The sequence below is a fragment of the Sphingobacterium sp. HSC-15S19 genome (assembly GCF_050433745.1).
Classification (GTDB): Bacteria; Bacteroidota; Bacteroidia; order Sphingobacteriales; family Sphingobacteriaceae; genus Sphingobacterium; species Sphingobacterium siyangense.
The window spans coordinates 131,600-153,398 of the sequence record NZ_JBNPWQ010000003.1 but is presented as its reverse complement, the minus strand read 5'-3'; the positions used below and the strand labels follow the sequence as shown (position 1 = coordinate 153,398).

Annotated in this window: 20 protein-coding genes; 6 read left to right on the top strand and 14 right to left on the bottom strand. The window is 39.4% G+C overall.

Annotated elements, in window-relative coordinates:
• Positions 1-124: 124 nt before the first annotated feature.
• From L1283_RS03915 to L1283_RS03905, 3 genes are read right to left on the bottom strand one after another with little or no spacing between them, the layout of a single operon-like run.
• Positions 125-1,129: an MlaD family protein gene (locus L1283_RS03915; protein WP_070567326.1), complete on the bottom strand. Its 1,005-nt coding sequence runs from the start codon at positions 1,127-1,129 to the stop codon at positions 125-127.
• Positions 1,130-1,134: 5 nt separating this feature from the next.
• Entirely contained in the window at positions 1,135-1,908 is a 774-nt protein-coding gene (locus L1283_RS03910; RefSeq protein WP_075991660.1) for an ABC transporter ATP-binding protein, read from the bottom strand.
• Positions 1,909-1,914: 6 nt separating this feature from the next.
• Entirely contained in the window at positions 1,915-2,673 is a 759-nt protein-coding gene (locus L1283_RS03905) for an MlaE family ABC transporter permease (protein ID WP_075991659.1), read from the bottom strand.
• Between the two features lie 256 nt (positions 2,674-2,929).
• On the opposite strand from L1283_RS03905, the gene L1283_RS03900 reads away from it, so the two are divergent.
• The 3 genes from L1283_RS03900 (at position 2,930) to L1283_RS03890 (ending at position 6,534) form a co-directional block, all read left to right on the top strand.
• A complete protein-coding gene (locus tag L1283_RS03900; protein WP_429625786.1) occupies positions 2,930-4,498 on the top strand; it encodes a DUF6600 domain-containing protein in 1,569 nt (522 codons plus the stop codon).
• A 160-nt stretch (positions 4,499-4,658) separates the two neighbouring features.
• A complete protein-coding gene (pncB, locus tag L1283_RS03895; protein WP_429625785.1) occupies positions 4,659-5,840 on the top strand; it encodes a nicotinate phosphoribosyltransferase in 1,182 nt (393 codons plus the stop codon).
• Positions 5,833-6,534, top strand: coding sequence for a class I SAM-dependent methyltransferase (locus L1283_RS03890; RefSeq protein WP_120336751.1), 702 nt, complete (start codon positions 5,833-5,835; stop codon positions 6,532-6,534). The genes pncB and L1283_RS03890 overlap by 8 nt, the downstream gene beginning before the upstream one ends.
• A 54-nt stretch (positions 6,535-6,588) precedes the next feature.
• Here the strand turns inward: L1283_RS03890 and L1283_RS03885 are convergent, their stop codons facing one another.
• From L1283_RS03885 to L1283_RS03850, 8 genes are all read right to left on the bottom strand, one after another.
• A complete protein-coding gene (locus tag L1283_RS03885) occupies positions 6,589-7,521 on the bottom strand; it encodes a DUF4097 family beta strand repeat-containing protein (protein WP_083663539.1) in 933 nt (310 codons plus the stop codon).
• 97 nt (positions 7,522-7,618) lie between these two features.
• Positions 7,619-8,440 carry a hypothetical protein gene (locus L1283_RS03880; protein ID WP_429625784.1) on the bottom strand — a complete coding sequence of 274 codons (822 nt, stop codon included), beginning with the start codon at positions 8,438-8,440 and terminating at the stop codon, positions 7,619-7,621.
• A complete protein-coding gene (locus L1283_RS03875) occupies positions 8,430-8,987 on the bottom strand; it encodes an RNA polymerase sigma factor (protein ID WP_075991654.1) in 558 nt (185 codons plus the stop codon). The genes L1283_RS03880 and L1283_RS03875 overlap by 11 nt, the downstream gene beginning before the upstream one ends.
• 227 nt (positions 8,988-9,214) lie before the next feature.
• Positions 9,215-9,697, bottom strand: coding sequence for a hypothetical protein (locus L1283_RS03870; RefSeq protein ID WP_075991653.1), 483 nt, complete (start codon positions 9,695-9,697; stop codon positions 9,215-9,217).
• 68 nt (positions 9,698-9,765) lie between these two features.
• Positions 9,766-11,361, bottom strand: coding sequence for a SusD/RagB family nutrient-binding outer membrane lipoprotein (locus L1283_RS03865; RefSeq protein WP_075991652.1), 1,596 nt, complete (start codon positions 11,359-11,361; stop codon positions 9,766-9,768).
• 12 nt (positions 11,362-11,373) lie between these two features.
• Entirely contained in the window at positions 11,374-14,715 is a 3,342-nt protein-coding gene (locus L1283_RS03860) for a SusC/RagA family TonB-linked outer membrane protein (RefSeq protein ID WP_232475711.1), read from the bottom strand.
• 103 nt (positions 14,716-14,818) lie between these two features.
• Positions 14,819-15,919, bottom strand: a complete 1,101-nt coding sequence (locus L1283_RS03855; RefSeq protein WP_075991651.1) for a FecR family protein — start codon at positions 15,917-15,919, stop codon at positions 14,819-14,821.
• A 187-nt stretch (positions 15,920-16,106) separates the two neighbouring features.
• The gene (locus L1283_RS03850) at positions 16,107-16,664 is read right to left on the bottom strand and encodes an RNA polymerase sigma factor (RefSeq protein WP_075991650.1); all 558 of its coding nucleotides are present in this window, start codon (positions 16,662-16,664) and stop codon (positions 16,107-16,109) included.
• 215 nt (positions 16,665-16,879) lie between these two features.
• Between L1283_RS03850 and L1283_RS03845 the strand changes: the two genes are divergently transcribed.
• The 3 genes from L1283_RS03845 (at position 16,880) to L1283_RS03835 (ending at position 18,207) form a co-directional block, all read left to right on the top strand.
• Complete coding sequence (locus L1283_RS03845) at positions 16,880-17,398, top strand: NADPH-dependent FMN reductase (RefSeq protein ID WP_075991649.1); 519 nt, start codon at positions 16,880-16,882, stop codon at positions 17,396-17,398.
• A gap of 82 nt (positions 17,399-17,480) precedes the next feature.
• Positions 17,481-17,702: a VF530 family DNA-binding protein gene (locus L1283_RS03840; RefSeq protein WP_046674232.1), complete on the top strand. Its 222-nt coding sequence runs from the start codon at positions 17,481-17,483 to the stop codon at positions 17,700-17,702.
• Between the two features lie 55 nt (positions 17,703-17,757).
• Positions 17,758-18,207, top strand: coding sequence for a KTSC domain-containing protein (locus tag L1283_RS03835; protein WP_088160655.1), 450 nt, complete (start codon positions 17,758-17,760; stop codon positions 18,205-18,207).
• Positions 18,208-18,334: 127 nt separating this feature from the next.
• Here the strand turns inward: L1283_RS03835 and L1283_RS03830 are convergent, their stop codons facing one another.
• From L1283_RS03830 to L1283_RS03820, 3 genes are read right to left on the bottom strand one after another with little or no spacing between them, the layout of a single operon-like run.
• A complete protein-coding gene (locus L1283_RS03830) occupies positions 18,335-20,125 on the bottom strand; it encodes a carboxypeptidase-like regulatory domain-containing protein (protein ID WP_145327596.1) in 1,791 nt (596 codons plus the stop codon).
• Positions 20,126-20,172: 47 nt separating this feature from the next.
• On the bottom strand, positions 20,173-21,141 hold the full coding sequence (locus L1283_RS03825) for a FecR family protein (RefSeq protein WP_088160653.1): 969 nt from the start codon (positions 21,139-21,141) through the stop codon (positions 20,173-20,175).
• Complete coding sequence (locus tag L1283_RS03820) at positions 21,138-21,671, bottom strand: RNA polymerase sigma-70 factor (RefSeq protein ID WP_075991645.1); 534 nt, start codon at positions 21,669-21,671, stop codon at positions 21,138-21,140. Before L1283_RS03820 ends, L1283_RS03825 begins: the two co-directional genes overlap by 4 nt.
• Between the last annotated feature and the right edge of the window lie 128 nt (positions 21,672-21,799).

Below are 21,799 nucleotides of genomic sequence, written 5' to 3'. Positions count from 1 at the left end.
GGGTTATCCAAATACTATACAGTGCTAAGACCTGTTGAGTTGGATCCCATAATGACGCTATTATTTATTAAAAAAGGCCCTACGCAAGCGTACAGCCTTTCCTTATGTTCTTTTTTAACACAACTTACTTTGCAGTGTCCGCTTTAAGCAACTCAGCTTTTTTCGCATCCTCCTTCATCTTCTTTTTAAAGAAACCACGCAACAAGAAATTATGCTGCAATGCCTCCATATTCTCGTCCAGTTTGGATGTGCTCGAATTTAAATTATTGATTGCCGATTTAATTTGATTTGCCGATGCCGGGTCATTCAATAACACACCCACCGCATTATCTTTATCATTCAATCGACTTGAAGCATTATTCAAATTGTTTATCAATGCATTTGCTGTCTGAGAAACTCCTTGCAACTGCGCTGCAGACTGACGCAGGTTAGAGAATATAGCGGTATCAGTCGTTAAATCATGAATCAAGCCCTTATTGCTATTTAAAGAGTTTGTCAAGGTAACCAAATTAGCAGATGCTTTATTCGCATTATTCATTGCAGCACTGATTGACAATAATGTAGCACGCAATGTATTAACCATAGAAGTATCGGTCAACATCGCTCCAACCATTCCTTTTCCGTCCGCCAATCCACGTGATATTTCTACAAAGTCAGTCGTAATCTTTGCTAAGTTTTCATTATTTACCTGCAATGTTTCCATCATTGCTTCCATGTCCGCAGTCTTCGCCGAACGCAAGAAATCACCTGTCTCCACTGTTGGCGCATTTTGCGACCCTCCAGAAATCACTACGATCTTGTTACCAATCAAACCGTCCGAGCCCAATTTTGTTACAGCATCTTTACGAATATATTCAGCAGATTTCTCCTCGATTGTCAATACCACCTCAACATCCTGCACGCTTTTAAAATGTATATTCTTAATGATCCCTACCTTAACCCCAGAAAACCACACATTACTCCCCACTTTCAATCCAGCGACATCGGGAAATGAAGTCGTAATTTCGATATTTCTAGTAAATTTCTTTTGCTGGCTACCCAAAATAAAAATACCCGCTAAAAGAATCAATACGCCTAAAAAAACAAAAATACCGACAATGATTGCTCTTTTATTTTCTGCCTTACTCATGTATATTATAGAATAAAATTATAATTATAAAACGCTCTTACACGTGCGTCATCTGTATCAAAAATCTCTTCAAAAGACCCCTGTCTTTCAAACTTGCCATCCAACAACATTACAATACGGTCTCCCACCTCTTTCGCACAAGCTAAATCATGCGTAATAATAATTGATGCTGTTTTATACCTCTCCTGAACCTCATTAATCAATCCATTAATCTCCAAACAAGTGATCGGATCTAGTCCTGCTGTTGGTTCATCGTACATCATGATTTCAGGTCTAAGAATCAGTGTGCGCGCAATACCAATTCGTTTACGTTGTCCACCCGACAACTCCGATGGCATCTGATTGATAGCTTGCGAAAGCCCTACTCCATCCAAAACCTCTTCTACAGCGTAGTTGATCTCCGAACGTGTTAAGTTCCGTTTATTTCGAACCAATGGAAATTCCAAATTTTCGCGCACAGTCATACTATCATAAAGCGCACTATTCTGAAAAGAAAACCCTATTTTTAAGCGTAATTCACGCAGTTCGCGATCATTTAATTCAAGAACTGACTCTCCCAAAACATTGATCGTCCCCTCATCCGGTCTTAATAAACCAGAAATCAATTTGATCAACACTGATTTCCCCGTTCCAGAACGTCCAAGCACAACGAGATTTTCTTCTTTATATAAATCCAGGTTGACACCACGTAGGACGTGATTATCACCGAAAGACTTGCTAACATCCCTAATTTCAATGACCGGCTTCGAATGGTCGATGGTTGATTTAATCTTTTCCATAGCTCGCTATCCAAAGAACGATAAAACTTGAACAATAATTATTTCCTCAATAAATACAAGGAACATCGAAGCTACAACGGCAGCATTGGCTGCCTTACCCACACCTTCAGTCCCCTTTGAAGAAAAATAACCGCAATAACAACTTACAGCTCCAATAGTAAAACCAAATATAACCGCACGCAAAACCATAGCACCTAAATCCTTAAATGCTATCGTCTCAAATACTTGCGTAAAAAAACTCAAAAAGCTTAAGTCGTCTTTACTCATCATACTTAGGTAACCGCCTAAAAGACCTATACCCGCTACATAAAAACATAGTACAGGAATCCCAATAGTTGTAGCTAATATTCTACTTACAATAAGATACTTATATGGATTAGTTCCCGAAACTTCCATGGCATCGATTTGCTCCGTGACATTCATCGAACTTAGTTCCGCACCGATTTGCGAGCCCACTTTACCCGAAGCTATTAAAGCTGTCACCAGCGGTGCAAGAGCACGAACAATAGCAATCGAAATAAGCGAAGGCAACATCGAAGTCGCCCCGAATTCTTCCAAAGAAGGACGCGATTGTTTTGTAAAGACAAATCCAACAATAAACCCCGTTAAACTGATCAAAGGCAAAGATTTGTAGCCTATTTCATAGCACTGGCGGACAATTTCTTTAAATTCATATGGTGGAGTTACCAATTCGCGCCAAAACCGTAGCAAAAAACGGTGAATGTTTGCGAATTCTAGAAAAAAAGTCTGAAGTTTTTTAGCCATTTAAATGATGTCTATTTCAAATTAATGTGTCATAAAACACGTCTTATGCTGAACAAACACGTAGCAATTCGAGCGGTAAAGGTAAATAAAAAATATGTATCTAAAATTGTCGTTTATGTAAAAAGATCATCAATTTGACTTTTATATAAAAAAAATCAGATTTCCAGTGTACCGATTAAACCATTTTATACGTTATGCTGTCATAATAACAAAGACAATACAATAGAGTTTTGTCACACTTTTAAATATTACAGTCATGAAAAATTTAGGCAACATAAAATATTGGGTACTTGGTTTTATAGGTATCGCTTCTTTTTCAAGTTGCGCGACTTCAATGGCCCAACGGAGTGGATATAATGGTTATAACAATTATAACAATGCTGGAGTTTCGTTCCAGATGTTCTATGATCAACTCTCCCCTTACGGACAATGGGTTAATGATCCCAATTATGGTTATGTCTGGATTCCGGACGTTGGCCCGAACTTCCAGCCTTATGCAACCAATGGTTATTGGACAATGACCGACTATGGTAATACCTGGGTATCCAACTATGACTGGGGTTGGGCTCCATTTCACTATGGTCGCTGGAACTACAATGACCGTTATGGATGGGGATGGGTTCCTGACTATGAATGGGGGCCAGCATGGGTAAATTGGCGTCAAAGTAACGACTACTACGGTTGGGCACCAATGGGCCCGGGCATGAGTATAAATGTATCTGTTAATATTCCAATGAACTTTTGGACATTTGTGGGAGTCAATCACTTTATGAATAGGGATATGGATAGATATTATGTTAATCGAAGAAATTACAATAATATCTATAACAGAACCACCATTATCAACAATACAACGATAATTAACAACAACTATTATGTTGGTGGCCCTCGAAGATCTGACATCGAACGTTCGACAGGAAGAAGCGTAACAGTTAATAGAATTGCAAATGCCGATCGACCTGGATCTGCCCGCAGTAGCAGCAATCGTAGTAATGAAATCAGTATGTACCGTCCAAATGTAGACCGTAATACAAGATCTTCTGCACGTCCTACAAATGTCGTGGATGCATCTACCCGAACACGTAATAACAATAGTGAGATTTCAGATCGTACCAATCGTGTTATCAGCAATCGAGACAACATCGATTCAAGATCAGGAAGTCGTGAGTTATATATCGATAACAGTGGAAATGCTTCTGTAAGGTCTCGTAATGATGCCAACAGCGGTGGCTCGAGTCGTAGTTCAAATAATAATACGAGAAGCAGCGACAATGGAACTGTAAATAGAAATACGAACGGTACACAACCTAATTCGAATAACTATGATTTTAGAACACGATCAGGTCGCCAATCGGATGCTTCAAACAATAACAACCCTACATCTACCAGTAGAAATAGACAAAATGGCTCCGTTGATAATAATGGTGTTGTAAACGGCAGAAGTACAGACTACAATAGAAACACAGATTATAATTCACGTTCGCGGTCAAATGCAAGCAGCTCTAATCAGACTGTGCCTCCACGAGTACCGACAACAACGCCGCAACGAAATGGAAATTATGATGGCAGTAGAACACGTTCAAGCCAACCGGTGTCACAGCCTGTCCAAAATGGAAATAACAACGCTGGCAGCAGGAGCCGTTCGAGCCAACCGGTATCGCAACCTGTAGCACAACCAACTCAAAATCGGAGCTACGAAAACACAAGAAGTAGATCAAATACAGACAATTCATCGTCCGTATCGCGATCAAGGTCTTCAGAAAGCTCCGGTGAACGTAACTCTGGACGTTCTTCACAAGGATCAGAAAGATCTAGAACAAGATAATGACAGCCGAGTAAAATAATAATTCATATCTGGCGGGTAAAATGAAAAATTTTATCCGCCTTTTATATGCATGTCTTTTTATATTTATCATGAACAATCCATACATTTTCACGTTAATTAGTAAATTTACCGCTTCAAACAAAAAAACAGATCGATAAAGATGGCTTCATTTACCTCTATATTAGATAATGACTTTTACAAATTCACCATGCAGCATGCTGTGGTTAAGTTGTTTCCAAAGGCCAAGGCACGTTATCATTTTATTAACCGGGGACATCATAAATTTCCCGATGGTTTTGACGTGCTCCTGAAGGAAGCTGTCAATGAGATGGCTAATTTGAAGTTAACAAAAGCAGAAAAGGCATTTTTTGCCAGAACATGTCCTTATATAGACCCAACCTATTTTGACTTTCTTCAAGGTTATCGCTACGATCCCGAAGAGATCAAAATATTCCAGGATGGCCCCGACCTTGAAGTCATTATCGAAGGGTACTGGTACCGTACTATTCTTTGGGAGGTTCCGTTGATGTCGCTCATATGTGAACTTTTTTATGAATCCCAAGGTCTACAACGTTCCTCGGATGCAGAAGTAATCGCCACAGCCAAAGATAAAATCGAAAAATATAAAAAACTCAATATCACAATTGCTGATTTTGGCACCCGCAGACGTCATTCTTATGAAGTCCATGATATGGTCGTTCGCACACTGAAGCAATATGGCGAAAAAACATTTATAGGGACCAGCAATGTACATTTGGCAATGAAATATGAGACGAAACCAATTGGCACACACGCCCATGAATGGTTTATGTTTCACGCCGCCAAATACGGTTATAAAATGGCCAATCTACTTGGTCTTGAACATTGGTCTGATGTCTACCGAGGTGACCTCGGAATAGCACTATCGGACACCTATACTACGGAAGTTTTCTTTCAGCAATTTGACAAAAAGTTAACCAAATTATTTGATGGAGTCCGTCACGATAGCGGCGACCCGCTTGAATTTACAGACAAGGTTATTGCACACTATAAGAAAAATGGAATCAATCCCCTCTCAAAGACAATCATATTCTCGGATGGCCTAGACTATGAGAAGGTCGAAAGAATCGCGAGCTACTGTGAGGGGAAAATCTTGCATTCCTTTGGCGTTGGCACCAATTTCACCAATGATGTGGGACTCAAACCCATGAATATCGTCATTAAGATGACTGACGCTTTACCAGAAGATGATCAATGGACGCCAGTTATCAAACTATCTGACGAACCGATGAAACATACAGGAGATGAGGACTCCATATATATTGCAAAAAAAGTATTAATGATTGATGATGACAATGCATAGAGATGTATACGGTGAGGCCTTAGATGATTACTTTGTACATCAAGAAGAAAAGTTCCCTTTAATACTCCATACAAGTTATGGCGACCAAGATGAAATGCCCGTTGAGATTTTCTTTCGGGAACCCGATGATTTTCCTGAACTGGAATTTATTGGACTATCCTTATGTGATGGACGTGTACTGGATGTTGGAGCAGGAGTTGGCAGCCATAGCCTGTATCTCCAAGAAAAAGGTTTTGAAGTAGATGCACTGGAACTCTCGCAAACCGCTTGCCATATTATGCAACAACGCGGGGTACAACATATTATCTGCGAAGATTTCTATAAATTCGAAGGCCAAAAATATGATACGCTATTGCTTTTAATGAACGGAATAGGTCTTGCCGGCGACGTAGATGGTTTTCGAAAACTATTACAGCATAGTAAAGAGTTACTGACTGAAAATGGCCAACTGATTTTTGACTCTTCAGACATCAGTTATTTGTACAAAGATTACAACATCAAAAAACCAGCGCATTATTTTGGGGAAATTCAATACCAGTATGAGTACAAAGGAACTCGAGGAAATCTTTTCAAATGGCTCTATTTAGACCAGGATTTATTGATCAAAATTTCGCACGAACTGGGTTGGGTTGTACAAATTTTGTATGAAGATGAGAATGATCAATACCTCGTCCGCATGGAACTAAAAAAATAGCCTGTTGTTTATAACAGGCTATTTTTTTTTATTATTTCTATGTTATTATATATATTATTTCTGTGTTCTTATATAGATATCTCCCATGGATGTTTTTAAAATAACATCCTGTCCACCACCATTCATTTTGCCTTTCACGGCGTTACCCATCGGAGTTGATTTGGCTTCCTCGGCAGGTTTTTCGAATTGAAATTCGTCCGCAGCATAGATATTCCCCATAGCAGATTTTACATCCACATTAGCGCCGAAATTCTTTGGGAAGGCAACATCTACGGCGCCCATGGCAGCGACTAAAGAAATCGGTCCTTTGACAGGTTGAACAAATTTGGCTGTAACATCTCCCTGTGAAACCTTTACATTGATCGGCCCGGTAACATTCAATAAATTCACGTCGCCTATCGTACTAGCAACTTCAACCTCAGCCCGGATATCTTTTAATTCGATAACTCCAGCATTAAACATAGCCCCACGCCCTCCTTTGATCGTCACAGGTAAATCCATTGGTATCTTGATACGAATAGAATCTTCTAAGGGCATCCCAACCATACTTATTTCAGTCACTCCACCTTCTGTTTTGATGTTCATACCAAGTCCTGAATTATCCGATAATCCCGAGCCATTGATCACACGTAGGCCTTTTGCACGGTCATTTTCTTCACTTTCCTCTACCTTGGCTGTAATCAGCACATCGTTTCCCTTATAACCTTCAATATAAACATTATCCAATTTTAGTAAAAGTTTATTCCCCAAGTTGGGCACTTTAATTTCTTTCCAGTTTTTCGGTCCCTTTTTACGGCCGAATCCGGCAGAACTGTATGTAAAATTATTAGTATTACTAACAACAACTCCTGAAACCGCTCTAGCCTTTTTAGGAGGATTAGGAGGCTTTGGCGCAGCCACACTTTCTACAGTTTCATTTACTTGGGCCTGCAATACACTTGCAAAGATCAGTGCGACCCCAATCATCATTATCCTTATCTTTTTCATTTCGTTTTAATTTATCTTCATTATTTGTCAAATAATGCATTTTAAGCTTTTTCATAGATTAACCTACACAATCTGACTTCTACCTTAATATATCCTATTATTGATTTAATAATACCGCATATGCTTGCTCCTTCACAAATTTCAGGGTAAATGGATCTTCCACAATTTCATTTAATTTTTCTTTTGTTGTTGCTTTCATCGTCGGATCCTCCTGTTGAGCCATCATTTGCATCAGTTCCATTTGTAAAGTGGGGTCATTTTGCTCCACAAAGAAGTCCTGAACTTTCTGCTGACGTTCTTCTGGACTAAGTCCACTTAATATGGTTTCGATTGCAGCCATGCGGACATTACTACTTTGATCTGACACAGCTGTCTTTTCCAAAGCTCCCACACTATTCCGATCTAACTTACCCCCATCTTTCATCGCCAAGACAGCACTTAAACGCGTGCTTGCGGAACTCGAATCCTGAAGCATCTGAACGTAATCCATTTTCTCTTCCATTTCACGATGAGCAGTTTCCGATACGCTTACTTTTGCCAATTGTTTTCCTTTGCTTTCGATACCGGCGATTGCCTTAACGGGAGCTGAAGCCTCTTGGGTACCAGTATGAATTCCCATCACCTCAGCATCAACTGCTTTTGCATTGTCTTCTTTTTCCGGAACAGTAATAGGATGTACCGCAGCCACAGGCTTCTCTACTTCTATTGCTCGTTGTTGATTAAAAGCATTAAAAGTTGCTGTCCCAACTAACAGGGCTGCTGCCGCAATACTAGCCCACTTCCATAAAGGCTTAATCTTTCTTTCCTGAACAGGGGGAACTACTTGTGGTCTTATTTTATTCCATAAGTCAGCCGAAGGTTCTCTTTGATCAAATGCCTCCCGATTAGCGTTCACAAAATCTTTTAAATTATCCCGCATAATTATACCTTTCCTTCAATTCTTCGTAAATTTTCTTTTTAGCACGGTGATATTGACTACGTACAGCAACCGCTGTCATCCCCAATGTTTCCGCAACCTCATCATGGCTCATGTTTTCAAACAGGTAAAGATTAACAACCATCTTAGGTACGCCTGTCAATTGATCGATCACATGCTCTAAATCTGTCAAACGACATTCACGCCATTCTTTTTCCAGCAATTCGTCTTCGCCATCATCCTTAATTTCCAAATCATCCACCGGCGTAAAATATTGCTTATTCTTCCGTAACAGTGAGATTGCCTTATTCACCCCCATCCTTCTCAACCAGGCTTCCACACTGAGAACTAAATGCCATTTATCTGATCTTGAAAAAAAGTCAACAAAGGTTTCCTGTAAAATATCTTCACTTTCTTCCTGATTGGACAAAATCCGATAAATAGAATTAAAAATCTTTTTTGCATACCGATGATAGAGCTGTGCAAATCCAGACTCATTGCCCGTTTGGCACATCGCTAATAAATCTTTATCGCTAAGCTGATTTTGCACGTTCTAAAATTAATACTGTTAATTCTTATGTTTCTACTATGTAGTCGGGGCTCTGCTGAAAATGTTGCAATATAATTTTATTTTTTTTCTAAAATAATTCTAAAAATGCACAAAAGCCCATTAAAGGGCCTCCTTTCAACAAAAAACACTCAAGAATGAACTTGAGTGTCTGCATTAATAAAATAAACTTAATAAGGATTTTAAAACTCCAGGTATAAGATTATCGATTATTTAACTTTTAGATAGGTCTCCACAATGGTATGTTTAACTCCCAATTCAGGTAAGTTTTCCTCACCTGTCTGAACCAATGTATCTCCTTTTAAAGTAAGTTGAAAATCAAACTTATTACTTTCCCAATCGCGCATTGAACAATATTGTAATCTTTCTTGATAGTTGACACCATCAAAAGAATAGGTCCCCCCACCTGCGACAAACAACGGTTCCTTACCTTTACCTTTTTCCTTATCGTGGTTAAAAAAGGAAAAATGGTCATCATTGAACATTTTAAACATTTCGGTTTTGCTCGTGTCCGTAAAAGCAGTCACCGTATCTTTCCCTTTGATTGTTTTGCTTTCAATAAGCTTATAGGTACCGGTCAAGGATTTGGCTTTTACTGCATCCACATCTTTCTTTTCGGTAGTATTTTTACAGGAAAAAACAAGACAGGAAATCGCAATCGCAAATAGCAGTTGATTTTTTAGGTTTATCATATTTTATAAAAGGTTTAAAGAGGCCAAACTACGAAAGTTCAGCCTCAATCAAAAACAAACCATTGTAATTATTTATCCCACCAAACTCGACCAGACAACTTATCTCCGCCAGGTACTGCGGCCGAAGCTGCTCTGTAGTTTTCGCCATTGATAGCCGCTTCAGTAGAAGGATAAGGGAATCTTCTAGGAATAGTCCCCGAAGTAGCATTTCCTGGATAATTCACAGGAGTTAACGCCGGATACCCACTTCTGCGCCAGTTGCTCCAAGTTTCATAAAAATCCATCATCGTTATCGTATGTGCCCAGTATTGGGTATTGATCTGCTTTAGGGCATCAGCAGCATTATATGGATTCGCAGCCAAATAAGTCTCAGCATCTGCATCACTTATTGTCAAAGAACCATCATACTGATTCAGATAGGTAATGCTTGCCTTCACACCTTTTTTATAATGATCGCTTGCACTACCACCTATTCCCCAACGTTGGGCTGCCTCAGCCAACAGCAACTCGGATTCACCATAGGTCAAAATAAATGTCGCACCGGTCCGCTTGATCATATTAGGATTGGGCGAAGAATATTCTGCAAATGTCGTATAACTTGGGTCGCTACTAATGTTATACTGTGCATTTGATCCCAAATCTTTTCCATTCGGCATCCCCTTTTGCTTGGTTGGATCTGTGATAAAACTCCCGTTCTGTGTTTTGTCCTTTTCTGATAAATATAGTTTTGTAACAGCAACCTTTTGTAACCTCGGATCATTATTGCTTTTTAGATAGTCAATAAACGTTTTAGACCATTTTACATAATAATTCTCTTGGCCACCATCGCCCAATAAAACCTGGCTATTTCTATTCTGAGTAACCCTAGATCCTGATTCATCATGTAAAATAAATGCATTGTCGGCATTACTGTCCATTGTCTTACCCACAGCCTTCTGTACATACTCCTTCGCTTTAGATTCGTCTACTTTAACCAAACGCATCGCTGTTCGTAAGAGCAGAGAATTGCCAAATTTACGCCATTTCGCAATATCACCTTTATAAATAACATCACCAGTGACTTTATCACCATCATCCTTTAATGCTGCAGTAGCCGTTTCAAGTTCCTTTAGCAAATCGTTATAGATGTCCTGCTGCTTATCATACTTCGGTTTATAAACTTTGGTATAAAACCCCAGTCCCGCCTCCGAATAGGGGACATCACCATACAAATCAGTTAAGCGAGCAAAAATTAAAGCTTTCCAAATACGTGCGACATTGTACAGATTTGCATATTTTGGTTTGTCTTTTGTAAACTCAACCACATCCACAATATTACGAACCTGCTCAATATAGGCCCCAACTGTACCCGTACCCCAATACGCCGCGGTATAGCTTTCATTCAGCATATATTTATCGCCGGCCCAATAACTCACTACAGTCGATAGACCCTGCATCATTGTCGACGAGTAAATTAGATTTCCACGCCATGTATCGTATGCAAAATCAAAACTTCCTGTATAAAATAATTGTGCAGAGCTCAATGTATAATTTGGATCCCAATTTTCTTTACCATAAGCAACTGGATCTGTATTTATCTTATCAAAATCTTTTGTACAGCTACTTTCCATAAATAACGTCGCTGCCATTAAACTAATAACTACCGGTTTAATATATCTTTTCATGATTGTTTGCAATTAGAATTTAACACTTAAATTAACACCGTAAGTACGTACAGCTGGTACACCTCCAAGCTCTAGGCCCGGGAAAGTTGCATTATAGCTCGACTCTGGATCTATGTTATTTGTTTTCTTCATGATCGTCCAGAGATTGCGCGCTACAGCACTTACTGTAATCGATTTAACTTTGTTATTAAATAGATTGGATGGGAAAGTATAGCCCATAACGACCTGTCTCAATTTTACAAAATCAGCGCTGTTTACAAATATCTTAGATACATTATTTGCCGTATTGGTATAATAAGTAGAAGCTGTTCTGCCCAAGCTTTCACGATCAGCCACAGTTTCCTGATGTAATCCAAAAATATAACCGTAGTAATCTGTTCCCGAGAAAAGCTTTCCTCCCCATTTTCCATCAACCAAGAAAGAAAAATTGAACCTTTTGTAGCTAAACTCATTATTCCAGCCAGCAAACCATTTATTCATTGCCGAACCGTAGGACTTTAACTCACCCCGGTCAGGAGAACCATCGGCCAATTTTACGATCTCACCATTACTATCGTATTTATAATCGAAAGCCATGATCTGAAAAGCAGGCATACCAACTTTATTCATTAAGTAACCTACACCCGAACGCGAAGTCGCTACCGTCTGCTCGTCCATTCCTTCAGCCAATGAAATCACTTTATTGTCGTTGTAAGAACCATTCAATGAGGATACCCATTTAAAATCTTCCGTTTTGACAACTGTGGCTGAAATCAATGCTTCAAATCCCTTATTTTGCATTTTACCGGCATTGAGTACGGCACCGGCATATCCGCTTGCGGAAGGCGTTGTGATAAAGGAAATCTCATCTTTCGACTTTTTGTTATACCATGTTAGATCCAAATTTACACGATTATTAAAAAGACGCAACTCCGTTCCGATTTCCAACTCTGTTGCTGTAGAAGCTTTTAAAGAAGAGTTCGGAATATTCACATTGTTAATAACCCCTAAAGGTTGTCCGTTAAGTACCTCACTTCTAAAATTATAGGTTAACAAGGTTTGATAAGGATCTGTTGCCTGTCCTACCTGAGCAAAACCTGCTCTCAACTTTCCAAAACTCAACCATGATGGTTTTAGATATTCTGAAAAGATAAATGAACCCGAGATTGCGGGATAAACAGAGTTTAATTTATTATCTACTCCAGGTGTGGCTAAGGTAGAAAACCAGTCAGAGCGTAAACTACCAGTCAAATAAGCTATATCTTTATAAGCAAATTCTAAGGTACCATAAGTAGACTGTGTCTCCGATTCACTTTCGAGATACGCTACCGACTTATTTTTTGCGTTCAAAATATTATACACACCAAATATCGCGAAGTCGGTACCTAAATTGGTCGTCTGTCTGATTTTAGTATTTCGGTAACTCGCACCAAGATTAGGTGTAAGGGTATAATCTCCGAAAGTGAATGACTTACCGACCAAAACATCGGCATTAATATCTGCAAATTTAGTTTCTTGCTCTGCAATTTTACCATTCTCATAATAGCCGGTGCCAGAAGGAACAACATTCTTATAATGATCGGTATAACCATCTCTTCCTGCCCTTCCCTGAACAAACAAACCATTACCCATGGTATACTTTGCTGTTACGGAAGCGATCGAACGATCCCGGTTCGTATTATTGATAAACTCATTTGCTGCAAACCAAGGGTTGGTTGCATACACATTCCCCGAATTATAAAGGATTTCTTTTCCATTGTCATCTTTCCATGGCTTCAAATCGTTTACATTGATGCTCGTTGGCAAAAACATGACGTTGTAATTGGCATTTCCAGCACCGTCAGAAACCATTGGACGATTTTTGACTTGCTCCAGAATCATATTATAGCGTGCATCAATCGTCAAACCTTTGAGTGGCTCAAAAAGTCCAACCAAATTGAACGACTGTCTTTTCAGTCCCGAATTTGGAACAACAGATCTGTTATTGACATCTGTCCCTGACAGACGAATAGAGCCACCATCAAATGATTTATTTAACGCTAATGTATTAGTCCATGTCGAACCAGTGCGGTAAAACCGATCTAAATTTCCCTTTTGTAATGAATAAGGTCTTGATGCGCCATCGAATTGTACGACGGGTGTTCCATCTAATTTAGCTCCCCAGCTTGAACCTCCCACTTGGGCTGCGCCTGCTTGGGTCGTTGGCTTCTCACCGTTTGCCCCCTGACCATAGACTGTTTGCCAATTCGTGTTGTCTATAATTTGCTCGGCAACAAGGTTACTATTAAAATCGATCGAATTGCCTTTTCCTGATTTTGTTGTAATAAGGATAACCCCTGCCTTGGCTCTTGAACCATATAATGCAGATGCTGCAGCACCTTTCAATACCGAAATACTTTCAATATCGTCTGGGTTGATATTGCCGATTGCATCGCCAAGATCGGGTGCATTATCCCATTGGCTCCCTGAGTTTCCTTTGGAATTGGCGTTTCCGATACCTACCGGCTTACTTTCCATAGGAATACCGTTAATTACGTATAATGGTTGATTTGTCTGATTCAAACTCGATACCCCGCGGATGGTCACATTGGACGCAGCTCCGGCACCGCCAGAAGTAGAACTGATATCCAACCCGGCCACCTTTCCTACGAGTGAATTCATCACATTATTTTCACGGGCTGTGGTTAGCGATTCACCGGCAACCTGCGTAACAGAATACCCCAATGAGCGCTTCTCTTTCTTCATACCCAATGCCGTCACAACGACCTCATTGAGCATCCGATTATCTTCCAATAAAACAATTTTCAGATCACCCTCTTTGGTTACGGCCACTTCTTGCGAAGTGTAACCTGCAAAAGAAATAATTAAGGTGTTTCCCGTTGCCGCATCGATCATAAAGCGTCCATTGATATCTGTTGCACGTCCTACCGCGGTTCCCTTAACACGTACCGTAGCACCAGCTAAGGGATTGCCTTTATCGTCAGTGACGACACCTGCGACAGCCACCTGCTGCTGTTGACTGACAACCACAAGACCTTCCTTAGAAACGGAATAAACCAATCCACTTTTATTGAAAAGCTTAGCCAACACATCCAATACCTTGGTATTATTCGCATTGACTGACACTTCTTTATTTAAATTTTCATTCGTCGAATTATAAACAAAGTAATAATCACTTTGCTCTTCGATCATTTTAAGTACCTTGCTCAGTTTTGTTTTTTGGACATCCAAGGAGACTTTTTGTTGGGAAAATACATTTGCCGAAACATTCATAACAGCACACGTAGTCATAATTAAGGCTAGTTTCATCCGGATAATGAATCTAAAATGCACAATATATCCATTGCGCATTTGCAATAAGCAATTTTTAATCATATTTTAGTGTTGGTTAAAATTAATATTAAGCAGCACGCCCCAATGTTGCTGCTTTTGGTTAATCATTTTTTCAATGAAGGATGGTGTTGGTCCACCATCCTTTTTACTTTTCTGATATAGTTATTTTTCTCCCATATACATTAAATTTAAAAGGTTCAACGCTCTGTAAAGCACTCAGTACCTGAGCAATATTCTCCCTACTAAAAGTTGCCGTAAAACGGTATTGTTTTAATTGATCATTTTGGATTTGGATATCCACATCATACCAGCGTTCTAATGTCCGGCGAAGCGATTCAAAATCTTGGTCCACGATTTCTAATCTATTTTCACGCCATGCAATATCTGGTATTTCAGCTGTATTGGATTCTATTGTAGGGATGTTCTCTATGGCAATCTCCTTAATCGGTAATTTGCTCGCGGTTGGTTTATTGGTTTTACGAGCGACTGCTATTTCAGCTTGATTCTTAAAGATCGTGATTTTTTGATTCGGCTTGATGACCACAGAATTTTCACGCTGTCCTTTGCTCGTCATTTCAATCGAACCTTCTACAAGCAGTGCTTCTGCTGTAGGTTCATCGGAATAACTCTTCACATTAAATGTTGTTCCCAGGACCTTGATATCAAAATCAGATGCTTGTACCACAAAAGGTTTTTCCTTATTCTTGGCCACCTGAAAATAACCTTCACCCGCAAGCCGCACCACACGCAATTCCTGATTGAAATCTGCCGATAACTCCAGTTTACTAGCAGAGTTTAATGTCACTGTACTTCCGTCACTTAATTCGAAGGTCTTTTTTTCACCATTTTTTGTTTGATAGACCTGGCCAATTGCGCTTATTGGTAATGTCGTATCAACTTTGCCTGGTTGAGCATAATACCAGATACCACCCGATACCAAAGCGACAAATACAGCGGCAATGGCTGCCCATTTAGGCCAGTTAAACCGATAGGACACGCGATGTTCTACTGGAGCATTCTGCAGATCTGTCTTCAATTTTTCCAATTGCTCATTCACAGGTCTACGGTTACCAACCAAGAGTTGAAATAGGCGTTTGGCTTTCAGAATCGTCTCCGCTTGTTCTGGATGATTCAGGCTATATTGTTGCCAGTATAGAATACAGTTTTTATCTTCTCCCGAACAATACTTCTGAAAAGTATCATCAATCAAAAAATCTTCTAACTGTTTATAATCTTTTTGGCTCATTCTTTTGGGTATTTACTCTATAGTGCCCTAAAGCATGGCTTTTTCCTAAGGAAAATTTAAATTATTTTTCAATCAACTGAAAATCAATCAATTATTTTAAATAAAAAATATCAACACACCTACTTTTGCAAACATCGTACGAGCATGTTATTATTGAAGGCTTAAAATAAAAAGCCAGACACAAAACTTAGATATCTTTTAATTCCTCCCTCAGAATCTTTAAAGCATCATAAAGTGTATTGTAGGCAGTTTTCACGGACATCTGCGTAGTTTCAGCTATTTTTTCATAGGAATAGCCCTCAAAAAACTTCAGATTCACCAGCTGTTTCTGACGAAAAGACAACTTCTCCAGCGCCTCCTTCAAACGGATCTGTATAATTTCATTCGTCTGTACTTTGATGACAAACTCCTCATAGGGCATCTCCACCCAATCATCTTCAGCTTTCACATTTTGAAGGGCTGTATTGATTTTATGTTGTTTCTCCAGTAGACGCAGAATACGTCTTTTTAAAAAAGTAATGAGATAGGACTGTACATTTTCTACCCGATCTAGCTGTTCTCTTTTCTCCCAAATTTTAACAAATACCTGATCGGTTGCTTCACTTGCCAAGTCACTGTCGCCACAAGTGCGTATTCCAAAATTGACAAGCTCTTGATAGAGCGCCGCGTATAGATCAAAGAAAGCCGTCTCGTCTCCTGTACGAATACGTTCCCACAATAAGCGGTACCCCATTTTATTTCTCATAATAAAGCATATAATCCGAAAAAAGCCAATAATAAGTCCTCAGTTCCAAAAGTATAAACTTAATCGGTAAAAGGAGAAAGAAACGAAAAATTACATTGAAGCGAAGAACAAAGTAAATCGTTTGAATTGAATATTGTAATTTAGTTCCTTCATTAAGGATATAAAAAGTAAAAACACAACAGCAGTATACAGCCGTTGACTAGATTTAAACTCACATGAAAACTATTTTTGCCATTGTAGGTAGCGCCAGTGCACATTCATCCAATCATCATATTGTAAGTCACCTCCAACAGGAGATTAGTGCCAATATCCATTTCACGCTATTTGACCGTCTTAAAGAACTGCCTCATTTTGATCCTGAAGAAAGCCAGACCCATCCACCAATCGAAATTATTGCACTTCGTCAGGTAATCAACGATGCCGATTTGGTATTGATCAGTAGCCCTGAATATATTTTCAGTGTACCCAGTGGATTAAAAAATCTACTTGAATGGTGCGCCGCAACCACGGTTTTCACCGATAAACCCGTTAGTATCATTACCGCTGCTGCGCAAGGCGAAACAGCGCATATCGAACTACAACGTATCCTGCAGGGACTGGGCGCTCAAATTGATGAAAAACGAAATCTGCTGATACAAGGAGTCAAAGGGAAACTGGATGCCACTGGGGCAATTTGGGACGAACAGCTCAATTTAGAACTAGAAAAGCTGGCAACACAACTTAAAGAAGATTAATACACACTAGGTTCAGCTCCATTTTCATCCAAACCATAAAAATTAGCGCAATCCATAATTTGAAGATTATTATCTTTACGACATGCAAGAACAAATTAATAATCCATTACACGGAAAAAGGCTCGACACGATCATTGAATATTTAGTGGAGTATTATGGTTGGGAAGAGTTGGGACAACGCATATCCATCCGTTGCTTCAATGAGAATCCGAGCGTCAAATCCTCCCTAACTTTCTTAAGGAAAACACCTTGGGCTAGAGAGAAGGTCGAACAGCTCTATGTAAAAACCTTGTTGAAGAAATAAGTTTTTTTCATATTTCATAACGAATAATCTGATTATTAAGCATATCTTTGCCGCCATGAAAAAAATTGCCGACTACCGGAAGTTACTTAACGTAGAGAAATCTGTGGATCTTAAAACCCTAAAATCTACCTACCGGACAATCATGAAAGAATGTCATCCAGATAAATTTGTCAATGATGAAGAAGGTCGTTTGGCTGCAGAGCAAAAAAGTGTGGAAATGATTGAAGCCTACCATTTCCTGGTAAGCATCTGTCCAGAAACATTAGAGCAACAGTTGCCGATCTACACGGAGACAATTACCAATTCTGGCATTCAGGATATTGACTGGAAAGCACAAATATTGACAGTCACTTTTCATGACGGCAGTCAATATGAATATTTCGGTGTTCAGCGGAATGACTATATTAAATTTGTCAACGCAGATTCTTTAGGTCGATTTGCCCGTAGACACATCTTCCATTCTTATCCTTACCGCAATGTATTAAAGACTGCGACAGTTGCTTAAACACTGTTCTTTCTCAGCTATACAAAGATAAACGCCCTCTATCAGATTGATATAGGGCGTTTACGTAAAATGTTAAATGTTTAAAAGCTATCTATAGAACAATGCTATTGCCAAATAGTTTTTAGTTTTATAATTTTAGCATAAGACCTGCCATTCCACCTCCATAAAACGTATTTCGGGTACGGTCTCTCCGCCAAGCTTTCCACAATGTACTACCACCATAAATTGAATTCTCGTCTCTTTCCGCATAGTTCAAGCTGGGAGCCACAAATATAGACATGCGCTCACTTAGTTTAAACGCCGGAATTACCCGCAGCGAGGACTGATGATTATCCAGGCTTTTAAATTTCTCTGTCAGATAATTACGTGTAGCTATTTCCGTACGCAGACTAAACTTGGTCCTATTGATCAATACTGCACCTAAACCTGCTTCAAAGGCATATTTATCCGGTCTGTTGCCATCGAGTGCCCTATTGATCGATAATATACTATAGAGTACACGACCACCTGAACGAAATTGTAATCCGAGATAGCTATCCTCATTGACCGCTACTGAAAGACTCTGCTCACCATTTTTAATAAAATTAAGCAGACCAATGGGATAATCACTACTATCGGCAATATTAACGATACCTGCCACCTGAACTCCGCTTACTTTTTTAGCTTTATTAGCGATGCCTGCTAATTGACTTCCAACAGTCGATTCGCTATTGTTAAGTATGCTAGCAAGCTGTGTCGTTCCTGGAGCCTCATTGGCTAAATTTACAACACCAGCGATTTGAACACCTCTAACCGTATCCGCTTTGTTAAAAACACCCGCTATTTGCAGACCTTTCACTTCCCCGGAAACATGGTTTCCCACACCGGCGATCTGTACCCCACTTACATTTTCTCCTACACCATTGAAGACGCCTGCCACTTGCAAACCTTTCATTTCTCCGAACACACGGTTTCCTACACCGGCAAGTTGTACACCACGCACACTTCCCCCAACGGCATTGAAAACACCGCCCATTTGCAAGCCTTGCATATCATATTGATTAATATTAAATACGCCACCAAGCTCAATACCTTTTACCCCCGCAGTAGATCCACCAATAATGTTTATGGAAAATTTATTCACAATTTGCGATTGTATAAAACCATGTGTACTTAATCCCGGTGTCATCGAAATTTGGTATGGGCTATACAAAAACATCCCGCCCAAATTCATACTTTGGATCTTTTGGGCAGGAGACAGAAATACCCGTCCCCAAAAAGATCGATAAAGACCATGATCTTCTTCATACCCTTCAAAATAGCCATATTCACGCTTCTTCTTATCGCCAATTTGCGCTTCTATCGGAAAAATCACCATAACACTGGTGTCCCGAAAAGCCTCCTTACTAACGTTCACTGCAATGAGATTACTTTTTTTCTTTACGTCCAGCTCAAAGTAGCCATTTCGGTCCGTCAACGTAGACAATAAAGCACTTCGATCAAAGATACTGGCATTGGAAATCGGATTATTAGTCCGAATATTTTTGATATACCCCGCTATAACAACTTTGTTTTTATGAGGTGTCTTCACTTCAAACTCCACCGACATCCGCTGAGGTGTATATTGAATAATAATATGCCGTCCAAGTTCTTTAAAACTATATTCCTTGCCCAAAATCCGATCCAGATAATCATACAAATTCCCTTTGAAGGCTTTAGTATGAATCACACTGTCTGTCTGTAGGATATTTCCATTAAAGGAGAACAATACATCCTGCTGCTCCTTCAACAAACGAAAAACTTCACCTACAGTAGTCTCTGGAAAGGCTGGTATTTGAATCGTTGCAGCGAGCTTTTGCTGTGCCCTTCCCAAATGGAACGAACACAGCATTAAAATTAAGAGATAAAGCTCTACCCTCTTTATAAAAAATAGTATCATGTTGTTTTCTATACAATTTTGTTCTGAAAATATATCTATCTGTTGGCTCACCTCGTCAGATGAATCTCGCTGTCTTTCACATTTACGTTTAATCCAAATGTGCTAGAAATGACTTTCAAAATTTCAGTTAAACTATTTTGTTCGAATTTTGCTGTCAATAATAATTTCTGATCAGCAGGATGGTCAATAATAATCTTATACGCATAAGCTTGATTTAGCAGCTCAACAACACGCTGCAATGGGGTATTCTCAAAATCAAACACACGATCCACATAATATTTATAAAACTGATCCTTGACAGGTTCCTTTCCTACTTTTATTGTATCACTATCCCGGATTGTAATCATTTGTTGTGGTCGCAAAAAGACTTCCTTTTTTGCATAACCGACTTTAACCAATCCTGTAGCAACAATAACTTCCGTCGCATCTGATGTTCGGCGCACATTAAAGCTGGTGCCCAATACCGTAATTTTGGTTTTCCCTGTCTCAATGACAAAGGGATGTTTTTTATCCTTGTGGACCTGGAAAAACACTTCCCCTCTTTTCAATGCCACATTTCTATTATTATTGGTCCACCTGCTTGAATAAGCCAGCTCCGTATTTTTATTTAAGGTAACTACCGAACCATCAGGTAGGGAATCTTGGCGCACTTGCTCCATACTCGAAAGAAACATTTCCTCACGATGAGATTGATCAAACACATAGAATCCTACAGCACAAAAGACCAAGATACTTGCTGCTAACCACCAGCTCCATTGAATTACAGAAGTCTTTTTTTGGGGGATTACCGCAGCTTCTGCCGCTCTTTTATCTCGCACAACTTTGAAGTCAGCCCAAGCCTTATCTACGTTCACATCAGGAACATCCAGGGGTTTGGGCAAACTATCCCACATTTTTTTCATTTTTATGTACTCCTCCTTATTGTTAGCGTCTTCTTCTAACCAATCGTGTATCATGATATTCTCTATTTCATTGGTCTCGCCAATGATATATCTTTCTAACAGTTCCTTATTCATAGCGTATAGATAAGAAAGCAAATAATCAATGTTAAATAATCCATAAGTTCGATACGCAAATGCTTCAGTGCCTTGCTCATATGTCCCTCAACAGTTTTAATCGACAGATCCAGGGTTACTGCGATATCCTTATATTTCATTTCCTGAAAACGGCTTAACTCAAAGACCGTACGGCTTTTTTCAGGTAATTCCGCCAATGCGACCTGTAGCTTTTCGTCCAAATCCCGCGTACTTTCATCAACCGCAGGTACAAAATCCTGCCTATGCAGTTCGTGGGATTGATATTTTAGCTTACGTTGCTCTTTTTTCAGCACATTCATACTTTCATTATAAATAGCCCGATATAAATACGCTTTTAATGAAGTATGTATCTGCTCCTCCCAATCGCGTTCCCAAAGCCGCAAAAACACCTGTTGCACAACCTCTTCCGCCACATCACTATCGCCTAGATACCGGTAGGCATAACGATGTAACTCTTTGTAGTGCGCCCGAAAAAGCTGCTCAAAATTCTTTTCTTTATTTTCCGACATTGATCAAATCTGTCTTATTGTTTAAATAATCCACTTTATTAGTAAGACACCCCAATAGACTATTACCCTTACAAATTTTTCACTTTTTTTAATATCAACTTCGATACATCCGCCATATAATTTCAAAT

Coding starts and splice junctions, on each gene's coding strand:
- L1283_RS03820 (WP_075991645.1), bottom strand. CDS start 21,671: ATGTCGGAAAATAAAGAAAAGAATTTTGAGCAGCTTTTTCGGGCGCAC.
- L1283_RS03850 (WP_075991650.1), bottom strand. CDS start 16,664: ATGAGAAATAAAATGGGGTACCGCTTATTGTGGGAACGTATTCGTACA.
- L1283_RS03915 (WP_070567326.1), bottom strand. CDS start 1,129: ATGAGTAAGGCAGAAAATAAAAGAGCAATCATTGTCGGTATTTTTGTT.
- pncB (WP_429625785.1), top strand. CDS start 4,659: ATGGCTTCATTTACCTCTATATTAGATAATGACTTTTACAAATTCACC.
- L1283_RS03855 (WP_075991651.1), bottom strand. CDS start 15,919: ATGAGCCAAAAAGATTATAAACAGTTAGAAGATTTTTTGATTGATGAT.
- L1283_RS03835 (WP_088160655.1), top strand. CDS start 17,758: ATGAAAAAAATTGCCGACTACCGGAAGTTACTTAACGTAGAGAAATCT.
- L1283_RS03885 (WP_083663539.1), bottom strand. CDS start 7,521: ATGAAAAAGATAAGGATAATGATGATTGGGGTCGCACTGATCTTTGCA.
- L1283_RS03830 (WP_145327596.1), bottom strand. CDS start 20,125: ATGATACTATTTTTTATAAAGAGGGTAGAGCTTTATCTCTTAATTTTA.
- L1283_RS03880 (WP_429625784.1), bottom strand. CDS start 8,440: ATGCGGGATAATTTAAAAGATTTTGTGAACGCTAATCGGGAGGCATTT.
- L1283_RS03900 (WP_429625786.1), top strand. CDS start 2,930: ATGAAAAATTTAGGCAACATAAAATATTGGGTACTTGGTTTTATAGGT.
- L1283_RS03860 (WP_232475711.1), bottom strand. CDS start 14,715: ATGATTAAAAATTGCTTATTGCAAATGCGCAATGGATATATTGTGCAT.
- L1283_RS03905 (WP_075991659.1), bottom strand. CDS start 2,673: ATGGCTAAAAAACTTCAGACTTTTTTTCTAGAATTCGCAAACATTCAC.
- L1283_RS03845 (WP_075991649.1), top strand. CDS start 16,880: ATGAAAACTATTTTTGCCATTGTAGGTAGCGCCAGTGCACATTCATCC.
- L1283_RS03825 (WP_088160653.1), bottom strand. CDS start 21,141: ATGAATAAGGAACTGTTAGAAAGATATATCATTGGCGAGACCAATGAA.
- L1283_RS03865 (WP_075991652.1), bottom strand. CDS start 11,361: ATGAAAAGATATATTAAACCGGTAGTTATTAGTTTAATGGCAGCGACG.
- L1283_RS03870 (WP_075991653.1), bottom strand. CDS start 9,697: ATGATAAACCTAAAAAATCAACTGCTATTTGCGATTGCGATTTCCTGT.
- L1283_RS03840 (WP_046674232.1), top strand. CDS start 17,481: ATGCAAGAACAAATTAATAATCCATTACACGGAAAAAGGCTCGACACG.
- L1283_RS03910 (WP_075991660.1), bottom strand. CDS start 1,908: ATGGAAAAGATTAAATCAACCATCGACCATTCGAAGCCGGTCATTGAA.
- L1283_RS03890 (WP_120336751.1), top strand. CDS start 5,833: ATGCATAGAGATGTATACGGTGAGGCCTTAGATGATTACTTTGTACAT.